At 47.1% G+C, this 1,735-nt stretch carries 3 protein-coding genes; 2 read left to right on the top strand and 1 reads right to left on the bottom strand.

The genetic code is table 11. The features are described 5' to 3' along the window. The coding region (locus H6F50_RS13180) for a TRAM domain-containing protein (protein ID WP_190429047.1) at positions 1–281 on the bottom strand (281 nt) is incomplete at its 3' end. Between the two features lie 75 nt (positions 282–356). On the opposite strand from H6F50_RS13180, the gene apcD reads away from it, so the two are divergent. Beyond that, complete coding sequence (gene apcD / locus H6F50_RS13175) at positions 357–842, top strand: allophycocyanin subunit alpha-B (RefSeq protein ID WP_190429046.1); 486 nt, start codon at positions 357–359, stop codon at positions 840–842. Between the two features lie 428 nt (positions 843–1,270). Further along, positions 1,271–1,708, top strand: a complete 438-nt coding sequence (locus H6F50_RS13170) for a hypothetical protein (protein ID WP_190429045.1) — start codon at positions 1,271–1,273, stop codon at positions 1,706–1,708. Positions 1,709–1,735: the final 27 nt, after the last annotated feature.

Here is a 1,735-nt window from a genome sequence, read left to right as displayed (position 1 = left end):
TTATCTGCCACAATGCAGGATGGACGGATGCGATCGCTAGATGCTTCCAAAATCTCGTCCAATTTGCCGTGGGCATATTGAGGTTTGACTCGCACTAAGCGCACGCGAACGCGATCGCCCGGAACCGTATCCGGGACAAAAACCACCCGACCTCCCAAACGACCCACCCCGTCACCGCTGTCACTAAGATCGCTGATGATTATTTCCACCAGTTGACCTTGTTGCCAAAGGTCTTCACCCGCCTCGCTAGAACCTGTATTTAGTGATTTTGTTAGTGACATATTATCTCTGTCTCTTTATTTGTGTCCCACGGACTCGTTAAACTACGAATGATATTCTGAATCATCCCGATAATCATGAGTGTAGTTAGCCAAGTTATTCTCAAAGCAGACGACGAACTTCGTTACCCCAGTAGTGGCGAACTCAACAGCATCAAAGACTTTTTGCAAACTGGCGCACAGCGGGTGCGTATCGCCAACACGCTGGCTGAAAATGAGAAAAAAATTGTTCAAGAAGCCAGTAAGCAGCTCTGGCAAAAACGCCCCGACTTCATTGCGCCAGGGGGAAATGCCTACGGGGAGCGGCAACGGGCGCTGTGCCTGCGGGATTACGGCTGGTACTTGCGTCTAATTACCTACGGAGTTCTGTCCGGTGACAAGGAACCGATTGAAAAAATTGGTTTGATTGGCGTGCGGGAAATGTACAATTCCCTCGGCGTTCCTGTCCCAGGCATGGCTGAATCTATCCGTTGCTTGAAAAAAGCCTCCCTCGACTTACTTAGCGAGGACGATGCAATAGCCGCGGCTCCTTATTTCGACTACATTATTCAAGCCATGTCCTGATTCTATCGCTATCAAACAGAACATGCGAGCGCGGGTGAAGAAGAATCTTTCTTCTTCACTTCTTGTCTTTATGCTTGTAGCGACATGCTTGTAACGACAAAAAACCGACAGTCTCTCTACAGAATCTGTCGGCTGGTCGTGTGTTCCCTATTGATGACTCGGCTAGAGTTCAGTCGTCTCTTAGTATGACCACTCAGCCATACAGGGAGAGCGATATCAATCATCTTCTTCTGTGATTGCGATCGCACAAGAAGATCGCTTACGAATGCGTAGGACAAAGTTGCAGGCGCAGTAGTATCTTGCGCGATCGCCCAAAAGACAAAAATCTCCCCAGCCTAAAAAAAGCCTAAAAAGGAGACCATAGTTTGCTAGCTCAGTGTAGACTCTTGGTACAAGATTGATACGCCAAAGGGAGCGCAACAAATGGAATGTCTTTCCTGAAAAGATTGCCTAGGGCAACCCTGGCGTTGCTTCTGGGTACTTATTGCGTATACGGCTGGTTGTTTTCCTTTACATATACCTGGGAGATTTTGCTGTTAGAGATAGGAGTAGCCTTGTTGATAGCTTTGGTTTTAACGGCTCCTATCAGGCTCTTAAGAATCTTTTTTGCCCGTTGGATGAATTCCGATACTAGAGCCTTCCTTTCAGTCATAACCGGAGCTTTGGCTGGGGTCTTCATCCTCACCTGGATTAATATTTTTGCCAATATTTTTGTTCTACTCTCAGCAGGTGCCCTAGCTAGACTAGACCTTCAAACTGCTAAATTCAATGCACTGCAAGCTTTTTGGATTCTCGTTGCCGTATCTTGGAGCGGGTTTGGTTTAGGCTTGATACTAAATCGTTTGTTGCTACATCCATCTTTTTAGCCAACGCCTCCATCAGCTTCTGTCTTG

Origin of the sequence: Coleofasciculus sp. FACHB-712 (assembly GCF_014695635.1) — a bacterium.
Lineage (GTDB): Bacteria > Cyanobacteriota > Cyanobacteriia > Cyanobacteriales > FACHB-T130 > FACHB-T130.
Note: the sequence above shows the minus strand (reverse complement) of the source record. Positions and strands in the feature narration are given on the sequence as shown.